This window comes from Dyadobacter sp. HNCC25DJ186 (assembly GCF_056895235.1).
Window position 1 is genome coordinate 208,010 of sequence record NZ_JBXHAS010000007.1, and the last position, 26,047, is coordinate 234,056.

General features: G+C 41.1%; 23 protein-coding genes. 13 read left to right on the top strand and 10 right to left on the bottom strand.

Annotation, left to right across the window (positions count from 1 at the left end):
- Nucleotides 1-11 precede the first annotated feature (11 nt).
- The 3 genes from AC1XUO_RS20765 to AC1XUO_RS20775 all read left to right on the top strand — a co-directional run bounded on the left by AC1XUO_RS20765 (nucleotide 12) and on the right by AC1XUO_RS20775 (nucleotide 2,299).
- Complete coding sequence (locus AC1XUO_RS20765) at nucleotides 12-578, top strand: RNA polymerase sigma factor (RefSeq protein WP_483331690.1); 567 nt, start codon at nucleotides 12-14, stop codon at nucleotides 576-578.
- A gap of 109 nt (nucleotides 579-687) precedes the next feature.
- Nucleotides 688-1,278, top strand: coding sequence for a hypothetical protein (locus AC1XUO_RS20770; protein WP_483331692.1), 591 nt, complete (start codon nucleotides 688-690; stop codon nucleotides 1,276-1,278).
- Nucleotides 1,250-2,299, top strand: coding sequence for a hypothetical protein (locus AC1XUO_RS20775; protein ID WP_483331693.1), 1,050 nt, complete (start codon nucleotides 1,250-1,252; stop codon nucleotides 2,297-2,299). The genes AC1XUO_RS20770 and AC1XUO_RS20775 overlap by 29 nt, the downstream gene beginning before the upstream one ends.
- Before the next feature lie 7 nt (nucleotides 2,300-2,306).
- On the opposite strand, the gene bshC is transcribed toward AC1XUO_RS20775, so the two are convergent.
- The 6 genes from bshC to AC1XUO_RS20805 form a co-directional block, all read right to left on the bottom strand.
- Entirely contained in the window at nucleotides 2,307-3,866 is a 1,560-nt protein-coding gene (gene bshC / locus AC1XUO_RS20780; RefSeq protein WP_483331694.1) for a bacillithiol biosynthesis cysteine-adding enzyme BshC, read from the bottom strand.
- Between the two features lie 321 nt (nucleotides 3,867-4,187).
- Nucleotides 4,188-6,005, bottom strand: coding sequence for an acyl-CoA dehydrogenase family protein (locus AC1XUO_RS20785; RefSeq protein WP_483331695.1), 1,818 nt, complete (start codon nucleotides 6,003-6,005; stop codon nucleotides 4,188-4,190).
- A 180-nt stretch (nucleotides 6,006-6,185) separates the two neighbouring features.
- Nucleotides 6,186-7,304: a glycosyltransferase gene (locus AC1XUO_RS20790; RefSeq protein WP_483331696.1), complete on the bottom strand. Its 1,119-nt coding sequence runs from the start codon at nucleotides 7,302-7,304 to the stop codon at nucleotides 6,186-6,188.
- Nucleotides 7,301-8,305: a glycosyltransferase family 2 protein gene (locus AC1XUO_RS20795; protein ID WP_483331697.1), complete on the bottom strand. Its 1,005-nt coding sequence runs from the start codon at nucleotides 8,303-8,305 to the stop codon at nucleotides 7,301-7,303. Before AC1XUO_RS20795 ends, AC1XUO_RS20790 begins: the two co-directional genes overlap by 4 nt.
- A gap of 109 nt (nucleotides 8,306-8,414) precedes the next feature.
- Nucleotides 8,415-9,593, bottom strand: a complete 1,179-nt coding sequence (locus AC1XUO_RS20800; RefSeq protein WP_483331698.1) for an acetyl-CoA C-acyltransferase — start codon at nucleotides 9,591-9,593, stop codon at nucleotides 8,415-8,417.
- A gap of 173 nt (nucleotides 9,594-9,766) precedes the next feature.
- A complete protein-coding gene (locus AC1XUO_RS20805) occupies nucleotides 9,767-9,997 on the bottom strand; it encodes a PspC domain-containing protein (RefSeq protein ID WP_483331699.1) in 231 nt (76 codons plus the stop codon).
- A 494-nt stretch (nucleotides 9,998-10,491) separates the two neighbouring features.
- On the opposite strand from AC1XUO_RS20805, the gene secA reads away from it, so the two are divergent.
- Nucleotides 10,492-13,836: a preprotein translocase subunit SecA gene (gene secA, locus AC1XUO_RS20810; RefSeq protein WP_483331700.1), complete on the top strand. Its 3,345-nt coding sequence runs from the start codon at nucleotides 10,492-10,494 to the stop codon at nucleotides 13,834-13,836.
- A gap of 157 nt (nucleotides 13,837-13,993) precedes the next feature.
- On the top strand, nucleotides 13,994-14,653 hold the full coding sequence (locus AC1XUO_RS20815; protein WP_483331701.1) for a phosphatidylserine decarboxylase family protein: 660 nt from the start codon (nucleotides 13,994-13,996) through the stop codon (nucleotides 14,651-14,653).
- On the opposite strand, the gene AC1XUO_RS20820 is transcribed toward AC1XUO_RS20815, so the two are convergent.
- Together AC1XUO_RS20820 and AC1XUO_RS20825 are read right to left on the bottom strand one after the other, a co-directional pair.
- Nucleotides 14,645-15,265, bottom strand: a complete 621-nt coding sequence (locus tag AC1XUO_RS20820; RefSeq protein ID WP_483331702.1) for a rhomboid family intramembrane serine protease — start codon at nucleotides 15,263-15,265, stop codon at nucleotides 14,645-14,647. The genes AC1XUO_RS20815 and AC1XUO_RS20820 overlap by 9 nt on opposite strands.
- A gap of 50 nt (nucleotides 15,266-15,315) precedes the next feature.
- Entirely contained in the window at nucleotides 15,316-16,290 is a 975-nt protein-coding gene (locus AC1XUO_RS20825; RefSeq protein ID WP_483331703.1) for a polyprenyl synthetase family protein, read from the bottom strand.
- A gap of 218 nt (nucleotides 16,291-16,508) precedes the next feature.
- On the opposite strand from AC1XUO_RS20825, the gene AC1XUO_RS20830 reads away from it, so the two are divergent.
- Nucleotides 16,509-17,339: an aminotransferase class IV gene (locus tag AC1XUO_RS20830; protein WP_483331704.1), complete on the top strand. Its 831-nt coding sequence runs from the start codon at nucleotides 16,509-16,511 to the stop codon at nucleotides 17,337-17,339.
- A 208-nt stretch (nucleotides 17,340-17,547) separates the two neighbouring features.
- Here the strand turns inward: AC1XUO_RS20830 and thiL are convergent, their stop codons facing one another.
- Together thiL and AC1XUO_RS20840 are read right to left on the bottom strand one after the other, a co-directional pair.
- On the bottom strand, nucleotides 17,548-18,570 hold the full coding sequence (gene thiL / locus AC1XUO_RS20835; protein ID WP_483331705.1) for a thiamine-phosphate kinase: 1,023 nt from the start codon (nucleotides 18,568-18,570) through the stop codon (nucleotides 17,548-17,550).
- Nucleotides 18,571-18,683: 113 nt separating this feature from the next.
- Complete coding sequence (locus AC1XUO_RS20840) at nucleotides 18,684-19,133, bottom strand: hypothetical protein (RefSeq protein ID WP_483331706.1); 450 nt, start codon at nucleotides 19,131-19,133, stop codon at nucleotides 18,684-18,686.
- 139 nt (nucleotides 19,134-19,272) lie between these two features.
- On the opposite strand from AC1XUO_RS20840, the gene AC1XUO_RS20845 reads away from it, so the two are divergent.
- From AC1XUO_RS20845 to AC1XUO_RS20875, 7 genes are all read left to right on the top strand, one after another.
- A complete protein-coding gene (locus AC1XUO_RS20845; protein WP_235151575.1) occupies nucleotides 19,273-19,509 on the top strand; it encodes a cytochrome b5 domain-containing protein in 237 nt (78 codons plus the stop codon).
- 10 nt (nucleotides 19,510-19,519) lie between these two features.
- The gene (locus tag AC1XUO_RS20850) at nucleotides 19,520-20,383 is read left to right on the top strand and encodes an N-acetylglucosamine kinase (protein ID WP_483331707.1); all 864 of its coding nucleotides are present in this window, start codon (nucleotides 19,520-19,522) and stop codon (nucleotides 20,381-20,383) included.
- A gap of 60 nt (nucleotides 20,384-20,443) precedes the next feature.
- On the top strand, nucleotides 20,444-21,688 hold the full coding sequence (locus AC1XUO_RS20855) for a sensor histidine kinase (protein ID WP_483331708.1): 1,245 nt from the start codon (nucleotides 20,444-20,446) through the stop codon (nucleotides 21,686-21,688).
- 35 nt (nucleotides 21,689-21,723) lie between these two features.
- On the top strand, nucleotides 21,724-22,410 hold the full coding sequence (locus tag AC1XUO_RS20860) for a response regulator transcription factor (RefSeq protein WP_483331709.1): 687 nt from the start codon (nucleotides 21,724-21,726) through the stop codon (nucleotides 22,408-22,410).
- A gap of 89 nt (nucleotides 22,411-22,499) precedes the next feature.
- On the top strand, nucleotides 22,500-22,739 hold the full coding sequence (gene rpmB, locus AC1XUO_RS20865; RefSeq protein WP_031528537.1) for a 50S ribosomal protein L28: 240 nt from the start codon (nucleotides 22,500-22,502) through the stop codon (nucleotides 22,737-22,739).
- 142 nt (nucleotides 22,740-22,881) lie between these two features.
- Nucleotides 22,882-23,382 carry a 2-amino-4-hydroxy-6-hydroxymethyldihydropteridine diphosphokinase gene (gene folK / locus AC1XUO_RS20870; RefSeq protein ID WP_483331710.1) on the top strand — a complete coding sequence of 167 codons (501 nt, stop codon included), beginning with the start codon at nucleotides 22,882-22,884 and terminating at the stop codon, nucleotides 23,380-23,382.
- 264 nt (nucleotides 23,383-23,646) lie between these two features.
- Complete coding sequence (locus AC1XUO_RS20875; protein ID WP_483331711.1) at nucleotides 23,647-26,046, top strand: TonB-dependent receptor; 2,400 nt, start codon at nucleotides 23,647-23,649, stop codon at nucleotides 26,044-26,046.
- Nucleotide 26,047: the final 1 nt, after the last annotated feature.

The window sequence follows — 26,047 nt, forward strand, 5'->3', positions numbered from 1 at the left end:
AAACCTTCTGCTTGAAAACGAAATTGTACACCGACCAGCATGTCGAACTGGTAGAGCGTTGTAAACTCGGAGAGCGCAAAGCGCAGTATGAGTTATACAAATGTTACTCTAAGGCTATGTTTAACATTTGCATGCGGATCATAAATCATATGGGAGAAGCAGAGGATGTCTTGCAGGAGGCTTTTGTGGACGCTTTTACCAACCTTCACCAATTTCGGCAGCAATCCACTTTTGGTGCATGGTTTAAACAAATCGTCGTAAACAAATCGATCAATCACCTCAGAAGCAGAAAGGTGAAATGGGTTGAAATGGATGAATTTAATGAAACGTTTGAGGAAAGTGAAGATATTGAAAAGAGTTTCGGCTGGTATGAAAATGATACAACGTTAGAAGTGGAGCGAATCCGGAATGCAGTGCTGAGATTGCCGGATGGATACCGGGTTGTTGTAAGTCTGTATTTATTTGAAGGTTACGATCACGAGGAAATCGGCGAGGTTTTAGGAATCAGTGAAACGACGTCAAGGACCCAATACATGCGCGGAAAACGTAAACTGACAGAGTTGCTGGGAAAGGTTTAATGGGAAGTAGCGCAACGCTGGCTATAAAAGAAGAGTAAACAGAGACAGTATCAAACTAAATAATAGTATCATTTGAATCAAAACTTTACACTTTATATGTTAATGATCAATGAAAAAGTCTTCTGATAAAAAAGATCGTCTAGAGAGGTTTGTGCGGGATAATAGGGATGGATTTGACGCTTTCTTACCTCAGGATTCTTTGTGGGACCGCATCGAAAGCAATATTCCCCAGGCACCCGCAGAACCGCAGCAAAAAGTAAAGCGTTTAAACAATCCTTATTTCGACTGGCGGGTCGCAGCTGGTGTCTTGCTTGCCTTAGGTGTTGGTTATCTCTTCTACCTCAATAATGAATATGGTGTTACGCGCGATCCCGGAGTAGCGCTTAAAGTGCCTGCTTATGCCCGAGAGTTCAATCAGTATAATACGTTGATAGAGGAGAAACGGAGCGAGATTTTGAAACTGGCCAGTAATAATCCGGAACTCTATAAGGATTTTTCTGCTGATCTCGAAAGTTTGGAAGTGAGTTATCAAAATCTTAAATCAGATTTGGGCAATGCTCCTAACCAGGAGGCATTGATTCGTGCCATGATTGAAAATCTTCAGTATCAGGTGGATTTGCTCAATCGACAGTTAAGTATTTTACAACGTATCAATAAGGCAACCCAAAGCCATGAAAAAGATAATTCACCTACTGTTTAGTATCACATTATTAGGGCCAACACTTGGTTTTTCAGCAGATCCGGAGCCCTTTATGCTTATCGAAAAACGAAGGCATGTGGTTAAAGTCTACGAAGTCACTGAACGAGATCAGTTGATGGTTGATAATCAATATGGAGAGGTTAAGGTTAATTTGTGGGGGAAAAACGAAATAAAAGTTGAAGTGATTATCACGGCAACTGCGCCCACCGAATCTCAGGTTTCTGAATATTTGAGCTCGATTCGGATTGGTGAAAGCCGTTTGAAAAATTTGATCAGTCTTCGGACAACGATCGACAAAAATAGTTTTGCGAGAACGGGTTGGAGTAATATGAAGTGGAAAGCCGGCGAGAAGAATTTTATTCAGATCGACTATACGATCTTTATGCCGAAGGAAAATGAGCTCGTTGTTAAAAATCAGTTTGGCAATACCAATATTCCATCTTTCGAAGCACCGCTGACAATCGATTCCAGACATGGGAATTTTAATGCAAATGTTCTGGGTAACGCGCAAAATGTTATCAACTCGCAGTTTGGACAGGTTACAATTGGAAAAATGGAAGGTGGCAATCTGGTATTTGAAAATTCAGATTTGAAAGTGGATAAGGTAAGAACGCTGATGTTGAATATTAAAAGCGGAGAACTATCAATTGGTGACGTCGACGAGCTGACGACCAATATTAATTATTCAAAAGCAATAATCGGGAAATTGCGTGGCAGTGGAAAAATCAGACTGAATTATTCCAATAATTTCAGAATGGAGGAGCTTCCTTCGTCGGATGAAAACCTGAATATACATGCGGAGTTTTCATCGGTAACACTCCCGGCTGAGTCTAACAGTTTTAATGTGACGGTAACCAACGGAGATTTCAGCTTTCCAACCAATGTGAATTTTTCCAAACAGCCGACCAGTGAAAGTAAATCGTCCAGCCAATCCAAGCAATATCAAGGCAAAATTGGCTCAGGATCTGGTGCAAAAATTACTGTTTTCTCCAATTTTGGAGACGTGAAATTGAAAAACTAGACCGTCGTTATTTGTCCTTTTCCTCAATGAGAACATTATAACGGAAATCCAGCGGATCAAACGCGGTCATCAGTTTGGAAATAAATGTCTGGTCGTTCAGATAAAAATTCAGGAAATTGTCATAACGTTCCTGGGAAGATTTGCCAGGAAATAATTTGTATTTTAACGCAAGAAGCTGATCAATTTCACTTTCGTGATTTCTTTCTTCCGCTTTTCTCAAACGTTTTTCAAGGTTTTCAAAAGAATGGCGAATCCGTGTTTCTTCTGCTTTCACAGCGCCTTCCATTGATTTATCGATTGCCATTGCCTTGTCGAGAATTGTTTCGAAAAGAGCATAAAACGATTCCTTTTCTTCGTTCAAATCCAGGACGTTTGTTGAATGGGTTTCGACAAATTTCTTACGCAATGATACCTCATCAAGAAATAAATCTTCATAACGCACTTTCAGCTTATTGACGCGCTGCCGTTGCTGATCCGTAATATACATAGCAAAATTCCGGGGAATCAGCATCGGAAAAGTGACGTTGTAATGATCAAAAATACCTTTTAGCTGCATCCAGTAAGGCACTTCTGATGGCCCGCCGATATACGCAAGATTTGGTAAAATAATTTCTTCATACAATGGACGAAGGACAACATTCGGGCTGAATTGCTCGGGATGTTCTTCGGCGAGCGTAAGGATTTCCTCCTCAGTGAATATCAGGTCGGTATTAACTACCTTGAAAAGATTATCTTCCTTAATAATGCGTTCCCGCAAGTTATCAATCAGATAGAATAAATTGATTTCCCGGGCGTGAAGTGGCGTATGATAACCGAGCGAAGAGAGTTTTGAAGTAGTTTCGGTAACAATTTCCGCAGATTTGGAAGTTGTAAGCTCCTCTTTGATAACAGGGAGAAAATGGCGTTTCAAGTCGGCGTTGTCAGCATCTATACAAATCAATCCTTCCCGTCCGAACAGTTCGTGCATATAACATCGAACAGCGTCAGCTAATGTTTCATTTTCAAGGTATGCTTTTGCAAACAATAATGGCTTGTCCGGCAGCATTTTCAAGATGCTGTGTAGTTCTTTAGGATTAAGTCTTCCCACAGCTCCGCTGTGCTCGCCTTCCCATCTGTGTGTTTTTCCAAAAAGATTAAATGATGCAATTTCCGCAAAATCGTGATCTTCGGATGCCATCCAGTAAACCGGTATAAAATTATATTCGGGATACGTCTCCTTTAATTTTCTGGCAAGCTTTATAATGGTTACAATTTTATAAATCACATAAAGCGGCCCCGTAAAAATATTGAGCTGATGTCCAGTCGTAACCGTGAAAGTTTTCTGGTCAAGCAGAACAGAGAAATCCGGCATATAAGGCTGTCCCTCATATTGCTCTTTTAAAACTTTAACCAAAGTCTGCCGTTTTTCCTGACTGAAATTTGCCCGCTGTCTGATTATTTCTTCTGCATTTTCAACCGTTGGAAATGTTCCATAAAACGCTTTCAGTGAAGGTTTTTGGTCAAGATAATCGAGAAGTAATGTAGGGAACTGACCCGTAGTACGTAAATCAACGGAATGAACTGTCATGAAAGGTGGTTTTTCAGTCTCAATTAAAGAATGCAAAGGATTCAGTGTTTAGGGTAACATGCATTATCAAAATAAACCCTGCATGGGGACTGAAAGTTCATGAAAAAAATTGAGTTAAACTACTTCCTTAACACTTGTTATGCAACCGGCATAGGTGCGAGCCACAAATTCAAACAAAAAGGCCGGAACTGAAACAGTAACGGCCTTTCAAATTATTAGTTTTGGTTTTTAGTTGTTCAGACTGTTCGTCTGACGTGTTCAAAATAAGTCATTAGCTAGGTTAATAAAATTCATTGTAATAGGGCAACAGATAATTATGTATTAAAAAATATAATCATTTTTTGCGATAAGCGCATCTGCAATACGACGACGCGCATCTTTAAGATTAAGCGGTTCAATTTTAGTAAACCGTTTCAAACCCATCAGCATCACACGTAATTCATCGCTTTCAGCAAAGCTTGTAATAGCCGATTTGCCGGCATTGTTCACGCGTTCCACCGCTTCATGCAAATAAACCATCGCAATATCAGTATGTAATGTATTTACGTCATTGCCGAGTAAATCGATTCTTTTTTCAACACGAAGCAGAACAGATTCTGCCGCATAAGTTTCGATAACCATGTCAGCAAGGTTCATAATGATCTCCTGTTCCTCAGAAAGTTTGGTCATGAATTTTTGAACTGCTGCGCCTGCCACCATTAAAACAGCCTTTTTCAAGTTTTTGATAACTTTCTTTTCAGCAGCAAATGGTGTCTCATCTTCATCCATTCCAAAATCTGGAATAGACATAATTTCTTTCCCAACAGCCATGGCAGGTCCCATCAGATCCAGCTGGCCTTTCATGGCGCGTTTCAAAAGCATATCAACAACCAGCAGGCGGTTGATCTCATTGGTGCCTTCAAAAATCCGGTTGATACGGCTGTCACGATAAGCCCTGTCCATCGGAGCATCAGCAGAATAACCCATGCCACCATATACCTGTACGCCTTCGTCCACCACATAGTCAAGAACTTCCGAGCCGTGAACTTTCATGATCGCGCATTCAATCGCTAACTCTTCAAGTGCTTTCAATTTCGCGTCTGCGTCGGTCAGTCCTTTTTCTTTCAAAGCAACGATCAGATCATCGATATTCTGTCCAACACGATATGCTGCGGATTCGGTCGTGAACATACGAATTGCCATTTCAGCAAGTTTGTGTTTTATTGCTCCAAAATTGGCAATGGAAATGCCAAATTGTTTACGTTCGTTCGCATAATTTATTACCTGTTTTGTCACCTGTTTTGATCCTCCAAGCGCTGCCGCAGCTAATTTTATTCTGCCAATATTAAGTATGTTCACAGCAATTTTAAAGCCATTTCCACGCTCAGAAAGCATATTTTCTACCGGAACGGCACAGTCATTAAAAAAAATCTGACGTGTATCTGAGCCTTTGATCCCCATTTTATGCTCCGGCTCATTCATGGTTATGCCACCGAAGGTTTTCTCAATGATAAAAGCGGTCAGGTTTTTATCCGTTTCGCCGTTCTGTTCAACAACTTTGGCAAAAACGATCAGCAGGTCTGCGAAACCTCCGTTTGTGATCCACATTTTCTGTCCGTTGATGATATAATTCTTACCATCTTCGCTTAACCTGGCTTTTGTTTTCCCCGAGTTGGCATCCGATCCTGAATCTGGTTCTGTCAGGCAATAGGCAGCTTTCCACTCACTTGAAGCCAGTTTAGGCAGATATTTTTTCTTTTGAGATTCATTTCCGTAATAAACAATCGGCAATGTTCCAATTCCGGTATGCGCTGACAGTGCAACAGAAAATGAGTTTCCCGCACCTGTCGCTTCCGCAACCAGCATGGACGTATTAAAATTCATCCCAAACCCGCCATATTCTTCCGGAACAACCGTTCCCATCAATCCTAGTTCACCGGCCTTATCCATTAAAGAAGACATCAATTCAGGGCTTTTTGCCTGGTCAATTTCATCCAGACGCGGCCAGATCTCGGTGCGCAGAAAATCACGGCAGGTATCAGCGATCATTTGCTGTTCCTCATTAAATTCTTCAGGAATAAAAATCTGTGATGCCAGAGTTTCCTTAATTAAAAATTCTCCTCCTTTAATCGACGTTTTTTTATCTTCTGCAACAGCCATAGGATATGATTATTTGAGTGATTTAACAGTTGGAGATAAATGGTATGCTTGCATACTATTTATCTCGTAGCAAATATATTTCCTTTCCTAGTATTATGCAAGCATACTAATAGGAAATTAATTTGTGTTCCGGAAAGTTGAAAATAAGTGAAAATTCAGAAGAAGAAACTGTTGTTAATATCAGAACTCGTCAATGATTTTTTGCCATTGTGCCACTCCCTTTTCTACGCTAAATTCCAGGGCTTTTTTCCGGGATTTTTCTTTGTCGAAAGTGGAAAGTTTTTTATTCCAGTCAAGCATACTCTGCACAAAGAGTGCAATGTCAAGATTTGGAATTACGGTGCCTAACTCCGGTGTAATAAACTCGGTCGGGCCACCGCTTGCGAAGGAGACAATTGGTTTTCCCAGCCAGGCAGCCTCCACCAAAACCATTCCGAAAGGTTCCTGTCTGGATGTTAACATAAATCCGTCGGCAGCATCCAGATATGAAGCATAATCTTCTTTTTTTGCGCCAATCAGATGGATTTTAACATTGGTAATTTGCTCACATCTCTTTTTTGTCCAATAAACAAGTCCGTCATTGCCCAGATTTCCTACCCAGACAAGATGTATTTTTGCATTTTCAGGAATCTGAAGGGCAATATCCGGCAACAGATCAAAACCTTTTCTGTCGGAAGATGTTCCGGACATAATCCAGACAAAATCATCCGGTCCGACCCCCCATTCTTTTCTTATTTTCCTGACTTTTTCAGTATCCGGCTTGAATTCATTCAGGTCGACAAATGGATAAAGTCTTTTTACTTTTTTACTGCCCGATTCTGCCAGACATTTACAGACGGTGTCAGAACAACCGATATGCATGGTGGAATCATTTATGGCCGTCTCAAAATCAGCGCTGCTCACCTGGGAAAACATCGCGGATAATTCATGAATATGCGAGATTACCGGCATCTGAATTTCCTTTGCCATTCGGATCACATCGGTCAGCATCACCGTATTGACATACCACAGATCCGCCTTGAATGTCTGTGAAATCTTTTTTATAGCCCGATGTGTCGGGTGAAACCCGAGGTGAAATGCGATTTTATCCTTTAAGGAAAATTTACCGGGTGCCAGAAAAACAGGAATATCCGATGGCAAATCGTTTAATAATTCCCCTTGCGCAAAAGCAACCAGTCCCGCTTCAAATTTACTTCTGTCCAGATATTTAAGGATGTAATAAATAAGCATTTCAGAGCCAGTGCGCGTAGCATAAGGCGTAAAAAACAAAATTTTCCGTCGGGTACTACGAACTTTCATGATTGGCTAATTAAATCTATATTCTCAGACGGTTTTATTTTGAATAACTGTTTGCTGCCAAGAAGTGTCGGCCAGAAATAGTTTAATAAAACGCCTGTCTTTTTTGTGAAAATGGCCTGCGTTTTCAACTGTGAAAATGGATTGCCATCGTTTTTGATATTAAAAAGCATTTTCCAGATAAAAATCACAGGAATCATGACCAGATAATGCAGGATCATGAACAGGTATGCCCCAACGCCATATTGTTTTCGAACCCACAACATGTTGGAAACCTGCATCTGGGCACTGAAACGGTTGATCCAGGAAATGTTGGAACGGCGAAAAGGATTGTCATTTTCAAGATGTATAAAAGTACAGTCCTGGAAATAACACAACTTCCCTTGTTTCCCTAAGCGCGCCGACCATTCGACGTCTTCGCCATACATAAAAAAATCTTCGTCAAAACCTCCCGCCCGTTCAACAGCTTCTTTTCTTACAAAAACAAAAGCTCCAACGAGCCAGTCATACTGATCAGGATCAGAATATGTTGGTTCGGGATACATTTTAGTCAGCATACGGTCCACAAATCCGCTTGGGGGCAGTATGAAAAAAGTTTTCCGGAACTCGTTAAAACTTTTGTAAAACGGCATCGGTTTGCCATCCGCATAATGTTGAAGAGCCCCAGCCGCCGCAATATCTTTCCGCATATCCATTCTGTCAACACAACGCCCGATCACGTTATCTGTCACAAGCGTGTCTGCATTTAAAATCAGGAAATAACGTCCCTCAGCAGCCTTCATCCCCTCGTTGTTCGCACGTCCGAATCCTGAATTGTAGGTCATGTCAATCCATTTGATTTCCGGAAATGCCTGCCGGACTAAATCTCCCCCACCATTCTCAGGATCATTATCAACAACAATTACTTCAAATTTAACGCCGGATGTATGTTTGTAAATAGATTGTAAACAATTGATAATAAGCTGTGGTGTTCGGTAATTTATGATGATGATGGATACATCCATGAAATAGCGGCATATAGTTGATGGGCAAAAATAAAGAATCTCCCCGGAAGAAAGGCAAATCTTCCGGGGAGACCGATGAAAATTAAGTATATACTTCGTGTGTGGTATCCTAATTCAGTCGCTCAAAAATCCCTGCAACACCCTGTCCGCCGCCAACGCAGGCTGTTACCATACCATATTTCTGATTCCTCCGTTCCATTTCATTAAAAAGCTGAACAGAAAGTCTTGCGCCCGTTGAGCCCAGCGCGTGGCCTAAAGCAATAGCACCCCCATTTGGATTGACGATTTCCGGGTCTATACCAAGCTCCTGAATGACTGCAAGCGCCTGTGCTGCAAAAGCTTCGTTTAACTCAATTTGCTGAATGTCAGTTAGTTTTAATCCTGCCTGTTTTAAGGCCTTTGGTACGGCAGCTACGGGGCCAATACCCATAATTCTCGGATCTACGCCGGCCGTTGCATAAGAGACCATGCGTGCAATGGGTTTTAAACCAAGCTCATTTACAAGTTTTTCAGACATAACGGCAACAAAAGCAGCACCGTCAGAAGTTTGTGAAGAATTTCCGGCTGTTACCGATCCACCTGCTGCAAAAACCGGTTTCAGTTTGTTCAACGCCTCCAGCGTGGTATCAGCGCGGGGTCCTTCATCCTTATCAACAATCGTTTCCTTAATTTTTTTCTTACCGGAAATAGGATCAAAAAAAGTTTCCTGCACTTTTATCGGAACAATACCGCTGTCGAACCAACCTTCTTTTTGCGCTCGTAATGCTTTTTGGTGCGAAAAAAATGAAAACTCATCCTGTTTATCCCGACTGATATTGAAATCTTTCGAAACCTGTTCCGCAGTTAATCCCATACTTAAATAATAGTCAGGATGATTTTGCGCAATTTCATAATTCAAAGCCGTTTTCCAGCCCATTGTCGGTACAAGTGACATCGATTCAGTTCCGCCTGCAATGATACAATCGGCCATACCCGCATGAATTTTTGCCGAAGCCATCGCGATTGCTTCAACCCCTGAACCGCAGTAACGGTTAATGGTTATTCCGGAAACGTTTTTTGGTAAGGACAACAGGGCTACATATCGTCCCATTTGCATACCTTGTTCGGCTTCCGGTACCGCATTTCCTACAATCACGTCATCCACACGCGTTGGATCTAACTGAGGAATTTTTTCAAGAATATATTTAATCACGTCAGCACCTAAATTATCCGGACGCGTGAATCGAAAACCACCACGAGATGCCTTACCTACCGCAGTGCGATAACCGGCAACAATGTATGCATTCATAGATTATATGGTTTTTGTAAGTCAATGATTGAATTCTGATGCTTTGATGTTAGTCGCAATAAAAATAGTATGCAGGCATACTATCGTAAAATTAATAATTATAAGTAAAACAAAAAACCGCCGGAATAGTTTTATTCCGGCGGTCTGTTAAATCAGTTTATTGATGAAGCGCGTTAGTGCGTGGCAGAGCTTTCGATGTGGTTCGTTGTTTTCACTCCTTTTGGCATCGCAATCCACATAACGATGTAGAATATGAAAACTGGGAAGTGAACCGGAATGAAGAATCCCATCACTAAAAGCACTCTGATAATGACTACGTCAATTTGTAAATAATTCGCTATACCGGCAGCTACACCACCTATTACTTTGTTATTTACGTCGCGGAATAATCTATTGTTGTTCATGGCTATGTTCGTTTTCTTTGTTATTGTTGAATCAAAGGTACTAGGTGATACACAGTAGTTGTTAATTATCTACATGAATGGTTTGCGCAGGTGAAAAGTGGTTGTTTTTGATGAAGAGTAATAGTACGAAAACACATTTGATCAGCCATATTTATTTTTTGTTAACCAGACATAACCATAAGCTGAAACGACAAATTTTTCGTTTAAAAATTAACGATTATGATGTGGTTCACGGAAAATATGGTGCTCCAGAGTTTCATGATTTTGTGATAAATGATGATGATAGAAAAGCTGAATCGCAGAGAATAGGCCTGAGAATGGAAAAATAAGATTAAAATACACTTAGGATTATTGTATTTGTTGGTAAATAGAATGCGCAATAAATTACATTTGTACTTGAAAATTTAACTGAATAGCTGACAATCTGGCATTTTGAGGCAATCAGGCGTAATATTTTTCAAACAAAATGAACGATTCACAATACATATACCATCATGTTTAAAATATTTTCGAAGCTATTCGGCACAAAATCTGAGCGCGATTTAAAGGATTTAACGCCTTACGTTGCTTTGGTAAACGCGGAGTACGCGAAACTGACTTCTTTGTCCAATGATGAACTCAGAGCGCAGTCAGAGGGTCTGAAAGCACATATAGCCGCAGGTCTGAAATCAATTGATGACCAGATAGGCGCGCTTCGGGACCAGGCCAACGACGAGCCAAATGTGGATAGCAAGGAAGCTATTTTCAAGAAAATTGACGCGTTGGAGCTCGACCGGAATAAAGAACTTGAAGTAATATTATTGGACATCCTCCCGAAGGCTTTTGCAATCGTGAAGGATACAGCCCGTCGTTTTAAAGAAAATGAAAGTCTGGAAGTAACTGCTTCCTACTTCGACCGTGAAATAGCAATGAAGAAAAGAAATGTTGTTATTGATGGTGATAAAGCGGTCTGGAACAGTACCTGGGATGTAATCGGCCAGCCTATTAAATGGAACATGCAGCATTACGATGTGCAGCTGATCGGTGGTTTGGTACTTCATCAGGGGAAAATTTCCGAGATGGCAACCGGTGAAGGAAAGACGCTTGTGGCCACTTTGCCAGCATTTTTAAATGCACTGGCAGGTCTGGGCGTTCATATTGTAACGGTCAACGATTACCTGGCAAAACGTGATGCGGAATGGAATGCACCTTTATTTGAATTCCATGGCATGAGCGTTGATTGTATTGACCGTCATCAGCCAAATACACAGGCGCGCCGCGATGCATATAAAGCTAATCTTACATACGGAACAAATAACGAATTCGGTTTTGACTACCTGCGTGACAATATGTCACGTACTACCGATGAGCTGGTACAGCGCAAACATCATTTCGCGATGGTGGATGAGGTCGATTCAGTTTTGATCGATGATGCCCGTACACCTTTGATTATCAGTGGTCCTGTACCCCGCGGAGACGAGCAGGAATATCTTGAGCTAAAACCTCGTGTTTCGAAAATTGTTGAAGCACAGAAAAAACTGGCAATGGATCTGTTGAACGAAGCCAAGAAAAAAATTGCTGCGGGTGACAAAAAAGAAGGGTCTCTCGCGCTATTCCGTGCACACCGTGGTATGCCGAAGTATAAGCCTTTGATTAAATATTTAAGTGAATCTGGTATTAAGCAGTTGATGCAGGAATCTGAATCAATTTATCTTGCAGAAAACCAGAAGCTGATGCCGCAAGCTGATGCTCCGCTTTATTTTACGATTGACGAAAGACATAACAGTATCGAGCTTACCGAAAAAGGGATCGATTTCCTTACCGGAGAGTCTGAGCAAACCAATTTCTTCATTCTTCCTGATATCGCAGTTGATCTTGATAAAATAGAAAAAGATCAGTCGCTAAGTGAGCAGGATCGCGTGATGCAGAAAGAAGCCTTGATTCGTGATTATTCTGTTAAAACAGCTCGTATTCACACAGTCAACCAGCTTTTGAAGGCGTATACACTTTTTGAAAAAGATGTGGAATACGTTCTTATGGATGGAAAAGTTAAGATTGTTGATGAGCAGACAGGTCGTATCATGGATGGTCGCCGTTATTCTGACGGACTTCACCAGGCGATTGAAGCAAAGGAAAATGTACGTGTTGAAGATGCAACACAAACTTACGCAACCGTAACGCTTCAGAATTATTTCCGTATGTACCACAAGCTTGCCGGTATGACGGGTACGGCTGAAACAGAAGCGGGAGAATTCTGGGAAATCTATAAACTGGACGTAGTATCAATTCCGACCAATGTTCCTGCGGTTCGTAAGGATCAGGAAGATAAAGTTTACCGTTCGGTTCGTGAAAAATATAATGCAGTAACGGATGAGATTGTAGAGTTGGTTGAAGCGGGCCGTCCGGTTCTTGTTGGTACCACTTCGGTTGAAAACTCTGAAATTATCAGCCGTATGCTAACCCTGCGGAAAATACCACATCAGGTATTGAACGCAAAACAACACCAGAAGGAAGCGGAAGTTGTGGCAGAAGCTGGTAAGCCAGGTACTGTAACCATTGCAACGAACATGGCTGGTCGTGGTACGGATATTAAACTAACCCCGGAAGCAAAAGCAGCAGGTGGTTTGGCGATTGTGGGTACTGAACGTCACGAAAGTCGCCGTGTTGACCGACAGCTTCGTGGTCGTGCGGGTCGTCAGGGTGATACTGGTTCTTCTCAATTCTTTGTTTCATTGGAAGATAACCTGATGCGTCTCTTCGGTTCAGACCGTATGGCGAAGGTTATGGATAAAATGGGCTTGGAAGAAGGCGAAGTGATCCAGAGCAGCATGATTACTAAATCAATCGAGCGTGCTCAGAAAAAAGTTGAGGAAAATAACTTTGGTATGCGTAAGCGTCTTCTGGAATATGATGACGTGATGAACTATCAGCGTGATGCCATTTACACACGTCGCCGTAACGCATTGTTCGGAGATCGTCTGGCTGTGGATATTGCCAATACGCTTTATGATGTTTGTGAGGAAATTGTTGGGAACGCAGGAACGTATTCTGAACTTGATCTTGCAACGATCACAACGCTTGGTATTGAGCTTCCGTTTAGTGAAAATGATAACGTTTCCCTGAAACCTCAGGAAAAAACACAGCGTTTGTACGAAGCGGCTGAAAAACATTATCAGGATAAAAATCATCAGATTTCAGAAAAAGCATTGCCAATTTTGCAATCTATTCATGCGGAGCGTGGTGCTACGATTACTGAAATCATGATTCCGTTCAGTGATGGAATCCGCCAGACTGGTATTGTTGTAAATCTTAAAAAAGCGTTGGCTAACAACGGTCATGAGATTACACACGAAATGGAAAAAGCGATCGTGCTTTCGCTAATCGATCAGGAATGGAAAGAGCATCTTCGTGAAATGGATGATCTGAAACAATCTGTTCAGAATGCGGTATTCGAACAAAAAGATCCGTTGCTGATCTATAAATTCGAGTCTGTTGAGCTTTTCAAACGCTTCCTGAGCAAAGTAAACTTTGACATGATCTCGTTCCTCATGAAGGCTGATATTCCGCAGGAGGAAGCTGCACCGGCAACGGCTGTCCAGCAAACGGTAAAACGTCCTGCTCCGGCGCCAGAACTTCACACAAACCGTGAGGAAGATTTCGTTGCAGATCTTGACGGGCCAAATGAGTATGCACGTCAGATGGAGTCTACGACCAAGGCTCAGCCAATCAGAGTGGACAGAATCGCTGACCGTAATCAGAAGGTTTCCGTACAGTATCGCGACGGACGTGTTTTACGTGATGTTAAATACAAAAAAGTAGAGCAGGAAGTTAAAAACGGAGACTGTGTTGTAATAGAATAATAGCTTCATTCTGTTCTGTGATTGTTATAAATTTAAGTTGAAAATCAGAAGCCTTGCCTTTCTAAATTAGATCGGCAAGGCTTTTTGATGAACGTAAAATCAAGATTTATACGATATTTGTATTGTAAAGACTAAAAGCGAACGAAATTCCCCTTTCATGAAACTTCATAAAGAAGGTTACACCATCATGGCGATCGCCGCCATTATATTGATTCTGATAAATTTAGGCATATATATGTTATTGCCTGATGGATACTGGATTCCGAGAATAACCTTAGTTGCCAGCATTTTTATTTTCTTTCTTATCGTTCAATTCTTTCGTGTGCCTTCACGTGTTGTGAAAACAAGTGAGACGCAGATCATTGCACCTTGTGATGGGAAAGTAGTTGTAATTGAAGAAGTGGTTGAAAACGAGTATTTTAAAGGTCCAAGACGCCAGATCAGTATTTTCATGTCGCCCATTAACGTGCATGTTAACTGGAACCCGGTGAGTGGTGTTATTCAATATTTTAAATATCATCCAGGTCTGTATCTTGTGGCCTGGCATCCGAAATCCAGTACGGAGAATGAGCGTACTACCATTGTAACCCGTACTGCATCAGGCGTGGATATTTTATTCCGTCAGATCGCAGGAGCTGCTGCGCGCCGTATCCGCTGGTACATAAAAGAGGGAGACAAAGTTGAGCAAAGCACTGAAATGGGCTTTATCAAATTTGGCTCCCGCGTTGATATTTATGTTCCGCTTGACGCAGAAATCAAAGTAAATCTTCAGGATAAAACAGTTGGTAGTGTTACCGTCCTGGCTGAATTAAAATAACCGCCAGGATAAAATCTGCTGGAAGAAATTAGGTACTGCATTGGGATAAACGATTGCCATAAATACCATTCCGAATACTGCACCATAAATATGAGCGCTGTGGTTGACGTAACTTCTGCCACGGCGCCCTTCGTATATCGAATAAGCAAGAAACAGGATTCCGAAGATGAATGCTTTCAGCTTGATGAAGAAATACAAATAGATATCCATTAGCGGATTAATCAGGATTGCTGCAAAAAGAATGGCAGAAACTCCACCAGAAGCACCCAGCGAATTATAATTCGAGTTGGTACGGTGTTTCAAAAATGTTGGAATATCTGAAACTACAATACCAACCAGGTATAAAAACAAATAATAAGCAGGTCCGCTTGTTCCGAAAAGCATATTGAAAAGCCTCTCGATTCCTTCGCCAACGAACCAAAGCGTCAGCATATTAAAAATTAAATGCCCAAAATCGGCATGAATAAATCCTGAGGTAATAAATCTGTAATATTCATTTCGCTTGCTGACCCGGTAAGGGTTCATGATCAGCTTATCCATAAAAAGCGAATTCTGGAGGGCATAATAACTGATACCAGCCGTAATGATAATTATTATGAGGGTGATAGACATAAGATTCGTATCGATGATTTAATTTAAAAGCTACTTATAATTTTAATAAATTATTGTTCCCGCTCAACCAGCTGATGGACAAATTCCAGTAAGTTCTTTTTACGTTCAGAAGGTGCAGGCAATCTTTCCAGAGAATCGATTCCCTTTGAAAAATAGCTGCTGATTTTTTCTTCTGTCAATGCCCGGATACCCAGCTTGTCATAAATTTCCCGAACTGCATTTACTTTTTCCTCCTTATCGAAAGTTTCAACGGAGAGCCATTTATTTAATTCTGTGGCTAAATCGCCTTCTGCTTTGGCAAGTGCTTCGATCAGTAAAAACGTTTTTTTGTTGGCAATAATATCGCCGCCGACCTGTTTTCCGAATTTTGCCGGATCTCCGTAAACATCCAGCAGATCATCTTTCAGTTGAAATCCGATTCCCATGCTTTCTCCTGCTTCATAAAGCAGCTGAGTAGCTTCGGTATCAGCTCCACCGATAATTCCACCAAGTTCCAGCGCAAAACCCAGCAGAACGGAAGTTTTTAGACGAATCATGTCAATGTATTCTTCCTCTGTAACATTCCAGCGGGTTTCAAAATTCATATCCAGCTGTTGCCCTTCACATACCTCGGAAGCGGTTTTGTTAAAACGGATCAGCACATTTCTCAAATCTTCCTTTTTGATATCGATCAAAAGATCATAAGCCCTGATCAGCATCACGTCGCCGGAAAGAATTGCGGTGTTCGCATTCCATTTTTCGTGTACTGTTGGCTTTCCGCGTCGCAAGGGTGCTTTGTCCATGATATCATCATGCATCAAAGTGAAATTGTGAAAAACCTCAACGGCGATGGCAGGTTTTAAGGCGTTATTAAAATCATCTGTATAAATTGACGCGGCCAGTAGTGTTAACAGCGGACGGAAACGTTTACCGCCCAAGGCCATGATATAACGTATCGGTTCATAAAGTTCCGCGGGAGATTCTCCGTAAGCGTTTTGTTCTATTTCAGTTTGCAGGGTTTGCAGCAGATTTTCTGTTGTTGTCATTCGTGGCTGATTACTACGCTTATCAATTCTATTGGAAACGAATTATTTCTACTATTAGGTTCTTTTGAAGCACTACGCAAAGTACCTAAATCCTGTTGAGAAACTCAAAGGTAACAGGATGAATGGTTGACTGACGAAATTAAATGTTCCTGCCGGGAAAAATAATTCGTGGTCATTAGCGTAAATTCGTGTATTCGTGGCGCTAATAAATTCAAAAAATGCCTTTTCATCTTTATTTCAACGGAGAGATCTCTCCACTAGATACGACGCTTTTTAAATCAAATGACCTGGGCATTTTACGTGGTTATGGTATGTTTGATTATTTTCGGACCTACAATGGCATTCCCTTCCGCTGGGATGACTATTGGCAGCGATTTGAGAATTCCGCGAAGTTATTAAAACTTCCGCTTCCATTAAACCAGGAAGAAGCAACTGAAATTCTGGCAGACCTGCATTCGCTTTCAGGAGAAAGGGAAGTTGCTTTTCGGTTTGTTCTGACGGGCGGTTATGCGCCTGATAGTGTCAGTGTGGTGAAACCAAATTTTCTGATCAGGACTGAACCTTTGCCGCAGGATAATCCGGCTGGTTTATTGAAGGGGATTAAAGTTTTGCCTTACCAATATGTACGTGACCTTCCTGAAATTAAAACCACCAATTATGTGCACATGGTTTTGATGGCTGATGAAATGAAAAAGCAAGGCGCATCGGATCTGCTCTTCTATAAGGATGGGGAAATAAGTGAATTGACGAGAAGTAATTTTTTTATTTTCAAAGGCGATACACTGATTACTTCTGATACCAATATTTTAAGAGGGATTACCAGAAAAGTAGTTTTGGAATTAGCTAAGACACATTTTAAAGTGGAGGTTCGCCCGTTATTATTTTCTGAACTGGAAACTGCTGACGAAGCATTTACTACAAGCTCAACAAAGTGGGTGATGCCTATCGTACAAATTGGAGATAGTCCTGTTGGCGATGGAAAAGCAGGAAAACGGACGCTTTCATTGCAGGATTTATTTAAGAAAGTAGTTTTGGAATGGGGGAAATGATTGTTTTCCATCCGACGGTTTTTTTACGGTCGGACGGATAAAAAACAGTTGATATTTTTTACTTATCTGTAAATGTTGAAATGATTTTAGTTCAGCAAGCCGATATAGTGTGGATGTTTTCTTACCGGTCCGACGGCGGAAAAAGCCGTCGGACCGGTGGCTCGTAAAAGCCTCTGGTATCATCTGAATTGCTTGAAATACTTATGAATTAGTTCCAGCCTTGTGCTGTGATCGGCACTCTGTTATCTCCTTTGGTATGAAGTAAAACTTCGTCCTTTTTATCGGTCATATATCCGATCACACTGATTTTCGGGTTATTTTTAATTTTGTCATAATCACTTTGCGGAACCGTGAAAAGCAATTCATAATCTTCTCCGCCATTCAAAGCTGCCGTTATTGGCCCGATATTAAGTTCTACCGCGCCCATATAAGTCTGCTCGTCGATAGGAAGTTTATCTTCAAAAACCAATGCGCCAACGCCTGATTGCGAACAAAGATGTAAAAGATCTGAAGCCAGACCATCCGAAACATCAATCATGGAAGTTGGGATACAACCAGCACCGGCAAGTTCATAAACCACGTCCATCCGTGCTTCAGGGCGAAGTTGTCTTTGAATAACATATTCTTTCCCGTCAAGCTGCGGCTGCATATTCGGATCGGCAAGGAAAACCTGCTTTTCTCTTACCAATAATTGCAGGCCAATATATGCGCCACCCAAATCGCCGGAAACGCATATAAGATCGCCGGCTTTTGCCGTGTTTCGATAGGTTATCCTGTCTTTTGCAACGCGTCCGAAAACACTTACAGAGATAAATAAACCCGATAGTGAAGAAGAAGTATCACCACCGACAAGATCTACATTAAAATCTTTGCAGGCCGCTTTCATGCCTTCGTACAATTCTTCAACGGCTTCAACTGAGAAACGGTTGCTCAGTGCCAGACCGACCGTAACCTGGCGAGGAATGCCATTCATGGCCGCTATGTCCGATACATTTATTGCAATCGCCTTATATCCTAAATGTTTTAAAGGAAAAAAAGAAAGGTCAAAATGGACGCCTTCTAAAAGAATATCGGTTGATAATAATCCAAATTCTGTTCCAAGGTCAATAACGGCCGAGTCGTCGCCGATGCCTTTGATACTTTCGGGTAAATTATTTTTAAGTCCCTCATTAAGTCTTTTGATAAGACCAAATTCGCCTAAGTTGCTGATTTCTGTTCTTGATTCTGCCATGTTACAAAGTTAGCTAAAATAGACGAAGCCATCTCCCGGAAGAAATGGCTTCGTCTGTTTCAATAATATTTTTTCCTTAAAAGTTCAATGCGTTCCACACGCCGCAAACTGATTTATGGATTTGATAGCGTGTATTGATTGATCGTATTTCCGGTTTTTACACTGGCATCTATTCGCGTTAAAACTACCTTGGTATCTTCTAACGAGCTTATTGTAAATTTAATGGTTCCATTCGTGCCGCTCGGAGCTGGATTCAAGCCAGAAAGTACCAACGTATTTTCGCCTTCCAAAGCCCATGTTCCATTAAATGTATTTTTATCAAATTCGGTGTAAGCGGCTGTTCCTGTGCTTGACAACGCCAGTCTGAAATTGGAATAACCCTCCTGAACGTTACCTGCACCTCCTTTGGTGTAAACAGTTGTTGTTCCGTACTTTACAGTCTCAGCTGTCCAGGTTTTTGCAATGCGCTCAGAAACCGGCTTTTTTGAATCTTTTTTACAACCTGCTGCCACAAGGGTGAGCGCCAGCATCATACTCCAAAGCAAAGTATATTTTCTTTTCATTTTATTTTTCACGAATGATTTTCTTAATTAAATGACAAGTTCAGATTTTTTAGTCTTATTATCAAAATATTCTGAAATGTCGGCTTAAATTCCGGGCATAATTATTGAGCGTATCCGCCGCGGCGGTAAAACGAAGTGCATGAAAGAGTATACAAAATCGCAGCTCGCATTGAGAAACGGGCAGGATCGGGAAGAGATATGGTGTGCCTATCAGGGGCTTATCTACGATGTTACCACCTCACGACTTTGGCGAAACGGTCACCATTATGAACATTGGGCGGGACAGGATCTGACCAAAGAGCTTGGAGATGCGCCGCATACCGAGCGCGTTTTTGAGCGGTTTAAAGTAATCGGTAAATTAACAGAACCATTTTAATTATCAGAATTTGAAACAAAATACTTACCTAATCGCCGATAGTGGTTCAACAAAAACCGATTGGCTGATAGCATATTCCGGAAAATCGCCGGTCCGTTTTCATTCAAGTGGATTAAATCCATTTTATCAGACAACGGATGAGGTTTCGGAAATATTAGAAAAAGAAGTCGTACCCTATCTTTATAACACAATTGATCAGGTATTTTTTTATGGTGCAGGATGTGCAGATAAGGCGACCAGCCGGCCTGTTTATGACGCTTTGGTCGATATTATTCCATCTGCTGAAATTATCGAGGTCGCTTCTGATATGCTTGGGGCTGCAAGAGGATTATGCCAGAATGACCCAGGAATTGCATGTATTTTGGGTACAGGTGCCAATAATACTTTTTACGACGGTGAAATGATGATCCATTCCATAGGGTCGCTGGGTTTTTGGCTGGGCGACGAAGGCAGCGGTTCTTATCTTGGAAAATCGCTTTTGGTTCACTTTCTTCAAAATGAGTTGCCGGAAGATCTTCATAAGCAGTTTGAAGAAAGTTATCCGGGGACGAATCGACTAGCTGTTTTGGAAAAAGTTTACCGGCAACCTTTCCCAAATCGTTATTTCGCAACTTTTTCCCATTTCATTTCAAAAAATATAAAACATCCGTTTATCCATAAAATGGTTACTGATGCGTTTATTCTGTTTACAGAGAAGTATATTTTAAAACATAAGGATGCAGAAAAGTATCCGGTTCACTTTACGGGGTCAATTGCGTTTTATTACCAGGATATTTTGAAATCCGTTTTAGAAAACAAAGGACTGACGCCAGGAAAAATTCTTAAATCGCCAATGGAAACGCTTTTTGATTATCATTTGAAAAGAGATATGTAAAAATCCCTGGCTGGCATATACTTTGATAACCATCCATTTTATTTAGAAATTATTTGATCAATGCCGAGACGCTCCATTCGCTGGCTTACTTTATTTTCTGCGCTTCTGATTATTGGCGTCGTGATTACCCAGATTTATTGGGTTAAACAGGCACTTGACCTGCGTCACCGGCAATTTAATCAGAATGCGCATGTGGCGTTGCAGGATGTTGCACAGGAACTTGCGACGGTCAATGGTGTCATGCAGACTTCCAATCCCGTTGAGCAGTTATCACCAGAATATTTTCTGGTTAATACGAATGCAACTACGCAGCCTGATCTTTTGGAACATTTTATCAAAGACAGTTTCCAAAAACACAATCTTATCACAGATTTTGAGGTAGGGATTTATGATTGTACCACCGATAGGATGCGGTATGGTATGTCTTTGAGCACAAAAACGAATGACAAAACCACCGTAAAAATTAATAACTGGGTGAAGACCGATAAATATCCCTATTATTTCGGCGTCAGGTTTCCACAGCAATCTGCATATATCGTCGGGAATTTGAATGGGTGGATATGGTCTTCCGTGCTGGTTTTGCTGGCTGTTGGGTTCTTTGCTTATGCTTTGTTTATTATTTTAAGACAAAAACATTTGTCGGAAGTTCAGCGGAATTTTGTTAATAACATGACACATGAGCTGCAAACGCCAATTTCCACAATACGTATTGCTGCTGATGTTCTTAATTCAGATATTATCACAACACAACCTGAAAGGCATAAGCGATATGTCCATATCGTTCAGGAGGAGATTTTAAGATTGCAAAATCAGGTGGAAATGGTACTTTCCATGGCCAAGGCTGAAAGAAATGCTCTGACATTAAAAAAGGAAATCGTTGATGTTCATCAGGTTATAGAATCTATTCTCCTGCCTTTTGAAGGAAAGGTACAGCTAAGATTCGAGGCCTCGCAGCCATGTGTGGAAGCGGATCCATTTCATTTGAGGAACATGATCACAAACCTGATCGATAATGCCATTAAATATTCCGTCGATAAGCCGGAAGTTGTCTTACGTACTTTTAATAAGAAAAGCTGCCTCTTTATTTGTGTTGAAGATAAGGGCGTCGGAATCGCGCCGGAGTTTCAAAAGAAGATTTTTAACAAATTTTTCCGGATTACCTCGGGGGATGTGCATAATGTAAAAGGCTCTGGTATAGGGCTCAGTTATGTAAAACAAATTGTCCGTTCCCATCATTGGCATCTGGAATTGGATAGTGCCTTGGGAAAAGGAAGCATATTTACAATTTCCATCCCACAGAAATAAACCATATCAAGCTTTAAAACCTAAAACCGAACAAGTTGAAAAAGAAAATTTTATACGTCGAGGACGATCCGAATCTTGCCTTCGCAACCAAAGATAATCTCGAAGCTTACGACTATGAAGTGGTGCACGCCGAAGACGGCGCAAAAGCACTTGACATTATTAACAAGGAGCATTTTGATATTTGTGTGTTAGATGTAATGCTTCCAAAAATGGATGGATTTACGCTGGCAGAAAATATACGTAAATCGGATAAGCAGGTTCCTATCCTATTTCTCACAGCGAGGTCTTTACAGGAAGACAAGATCAAAGGGCTTGAACTCGGTGCGGAGGATTATGTGACGAAACCTTTTAGTATACAGGAATTGATGCTGCGGATAGGTGTTATCTTGAGGCGGAATAATTCCGGAAAACCTGTCGCAGCACAGCCAAAAGTTAACTCGATCGGTAATTACAGTTTTGATTTTCAGAAACTTACTTTATCAATAAATGGCACTCTGCAAAACCTTACTTTCCGGGAAGCTGAGGTGTTGAAATATCTTTCGGAGCGCCCGGACCAGGTTATCAGGCGGGACGAATTATTAAAAGCCATTTGGGGAGACGACGATTATTTCATGGGAAGAAGTCTCGATGTTTTTATTTCGAGATTGCGTAAATATCTGTCCTCAGATCCCGTAATCCGCATTGATAACGTGCACGGCGTAGGATTCAGAATGACATACTAACATATTCTTTTTCAAATATCTTTCATTTTTATTTGCACTAAAATAATAAGTTCCTATATTTGCACCCTCATTTGGAAAAATTGATCGTCATGGCTAAGGTTTGTCAAATTACTGGTAAAAGAACACGCGTTGGAAATAATGTTTCTCACGCTAACAATAAAACAAAACGTAAATTCTTCCCGAATTTACAAAAGAAACGTTTCTTCCTTCCTTCATCAGGAGAATGGGTTACGTTGAAAGTAGCTACTTCTGCTCTTCGTACAATCAACAAGAACGGTATCGAAGCTACGATCCAAAAAGCATACGATAAAGGAACACTTACGTTCTAAGAAATTTGCGAATTTATTGGAAAGGGACTTCTCTTATTCGGGGAGTCCTTTTTTTCGTCGATTCTCCAGATTTCAGGAATTGTTCGTTTAGTCTTATTAGGTAAAGAATTACAAATCCGGTAACTGTTTTGCCAGGTTGACTATGCATATCCTTTCCGTTTATCAAAACGTATTTCTGCTTCTTGGTTCCAATCTTGGAGAGCGGCTGCAAATTTTGCAGGCTGCCGCAGGAATGGTTGAAGAGCGCGTTGGGATTATCCGAACTGCCTCATCTATTTATGAAACCGCACCCTGGGGTGTGTTGGATCAGCCTGTTTTTCTTAATCAGATACTGGAAGTTCAAACAGAACTGATGCCTGAGGAATTGCTCAGGATTATTCTGGAAATTGAGCATGAGCTCGGACGTATCCGTTATGAACGATGGGGCGCCCGGGTGATCGATATCGATATACTTTATTTTAACGATCTGGTTCAGGACAGCGCACGGCTTACCCTACCACATCCCCGCCTTCATGAGCGCAGGTTTACGCTCATTCCTCTCGCCGAAATCGCGCCTGATTTTCTTCATCCTCTTTTGCAAAAAACTTCTCTAGAACTACTGAACGATTGTTCCGATCCGGGAGCTGTTATAAAAATTTCATAAAAAAGTACTACTTCGTATTTCACATTGCAAATAGGATAATATTCCATTCACTCTCCATTTTAAGCAGTTTATCATTTTTTAATATTATTCTCAACTGATTATCACTTGTTTTGCATAACAATTGAAGCGCACCTCAAATTTATTTTTTTAAATAAGTGGGGGTGAACGCAGGATCGGTTGTCATCGGGATGGGAAAAGTTCAATTTTATGGAACCGGTTGTAAACTTGCTTGACCTGCCTTTAATTATATACCAAAATGTTAGCATGAAAAATAAACTACACAAAAAATGGATTGTGCTGTTACTGTTTGTAATCAGTTTGCCAGCAGCTGCGCAGAATAAACATACTGTAAGCGGGTATGTAAAAGATCTTGCAAACGGAGAAGGGCTGATCGGCGTTTCCGTGTATGTGAAGGAGGTTGAAACCGGCGTTGTGACAAATCCGTATGGATTTTACTCGCTTACACTTCCCAACGGCACTTATAATGTCGTTTTCTCCTACATCGGGTATCAGAAAATTTCAAAAACAGTTGATTTGAATACAGACCAGCGGATCGACATCGAGATGTCGGACGAAAGCGAAAATTTGAAAGAGGTTACGATCTCTACGAAAAAAGAAGATGATAATGTAAGGAGCATTGAAATGTCGGTGAATAAGGTGGAAATGAAAACCATCAAAAAAATGCCGGCTCTTTTGGGAGAAGTTGATTTGATCAGAAGTATTCAGTTATTGCCCGGTGTTACAACGGTTGGTGAGGGTGCTTCCGGGTTTAACGTTCGTGGCGGTGATATTTCGCAAAATCTGGTTTTGCTTGATGAGGCTCCGGTTTATAACTCCTCTCACCTTTTCGGATTTTTCTCCGTGTTTAATCCTGATGTTGTAAAGGATGTAAAGCTGATCAAAGGCGGTATTCCTGCGCAATATGGCGGACGTATTTCTTCAATTCTTGATGTAAGGATGAAAGAAGGAAACGCGAAGAAACGTGAAATTAACGGCGGTATTGGTTCCATATTTTCACGACTTACTTATGAACAGCCATTCGCTGCCGGAAAAGGGTCATTTATTGTGGCAGGTCGCCGTTCTTATATTGATATTCTTGCAAAACCTTTCCTTAATGATGATTTAAAGGATTCCAAATTTAACTTTTATGATCTTACAGCCAAAGTAAATTACCGTTTGGGAAATAAGGATACATTTTTTGCTTCCGGTTATTTTGGTAAAGATGTTTTTGGTGGCGGAGATTTTGGTTTTGGATGGGGTAATGCCACTGCCACAGCTCGCTGGAATCACATTTTTTCCAATAAATTGTTCATGAACCTGACGGGTTACTACAGCAACTATGATTATAATCTTGGTCAGAATGAAAATGATGAACAGGCAAAAGATCGTTTTGTCTGGAAATCCAAGATCATCAGCAAAAGTGTAAAACCTGATTTTACCTATTACATCACACCTAATAACCAGCTGACTTTCGGCGGGCAATATATCAATTATGATTCACGTCCGGGAAAAGCCACGGCTGTTTCAGAAGGTGAAGGACTTAATCTGGATCTGCCATCGCGTCACGCAGATGAATCAGCTTTGTACATTGCAAACGAACAAAAACTAACAGACAGGATTTCCTTACAATATGGTATCCGCTATTCTTACTACCGCAGCCTGGGGCCGGGAACTGAATATTTATACGGAGATACCACGGCGGGAGTAAGAAAACAGCCGATTTTTCCAGGAACAGAATATGGCAAGGGTGATGTGATCAAGACGTATGGAAATTGGGAGCCGCGTTTTGCAGTCAATGTGGGGATTACTTCAACGGCCTCTTTGAAATTGAGCTATAACCGTATGTCGCAATATCTTCACCTGTTGTCAAACACAGCTGCCAGCTCTCCTTTGGATGTTTGGACGCTGAGCTCTTCAAATATAAAACCTGAGCTTGCTGACCAGGTAGCTGCGGGATGGTTCCAGAATTTCAAGGATAATATGTTTGAGGCTTCTGTGGAGGTTTATTATAAAAAACTGCACAACCAGATTGACTATGTAACTGGATCAGATTTGCTGCTTAATCAATTCGTAGAAGGAGATTTATTAACAGGGAAAGGTCGTGCTTACGGGGCTGAATTTTATTTAAAGAAAAATAAAGGCCGTTTAACAGGATGGATTAGTTACACCTTATCAAGAACAGAAAGACAGGTTATGAGTATCAACAATGACAACTGGTTTCCGGCACGTTTTGATAAGCCGCATAACTTCACTTCGGTCGCCATTTATGAGTTGAATAAGCGATTGACCTTGTCATCAAACTTTACAATTACTTCCGGGACACCGGCAACTTTTCCTACGAACGGATATTCATGGGGTGGGTTTTCCTTGGGAAACAATTATAATAATTCCAGAAACAATGACCGTATTCCTGCCTACCACAGACTGGATCTGGCAGCAACGCTTAAAGCCCGTAAGAAATTATTCGGTATTGGAGAAGGTGAATGGGTTTTTTCAATCTATAATGTCTACAACCGTCGGAATTCTTTCTCGGTCTATACACGCCAGAATGATGATAAGCCATCCATTAGTGACAGAGCTCAAAATATGCTAAGAACAGAAGCTGTTCGCTATTCTGTGATTGGAAGTTTGATTCCTTCTGTGACCTATAACTTTAAGTTTTAAT